General features: G+C 49.5%; 1 pseudogene. It reads right to left on the minus strand.

Annotated elements, in window-relative coordinates:
• Window positions 1-382 (minus strand): annotated as a pseudogene (locus tag ACYVRH_RS15095) (hypothetical protein); the annotation flags it as partial.

Raw genomic sequence — 382 nt, forward strand, 5'->3', positions numbered from 1 at the left:
GTGATAACTGCGGAAAACAACATGATTCCAGTCTCCGGGGATGATTGCCGCCAAGTCAAACTGAATCCCTCCCCCCGCCTGCGCTTTCCATAAAAGACCATCAAACGCGCTGCCGTTAATTTCTCCGCCGCAGGCGGCGTTTTGCCGATTAACGCCAATTCCGTAAACATCACCGCCAAAAAGCTCAATATTCCAGCCGGAGCCTATTTTGCCGCCGGCAGAAAATTCAAAAAACGCGATAGGCGTCCATACGGCTTCGACAATTCCGTTAAGTGAAATAGGAGAGATTTCAGCGGTTAAACCAAGATTGACGTTGTTGTCTTTTGTGAGCGGGCCTTCACCCTGTAAAAAGGGAAACTTGTACCGCTGGGTGAAACCAAGT

It is taken from the genome of Treponema sp. R80B11-R83G3, assembly GCF_054786115.1.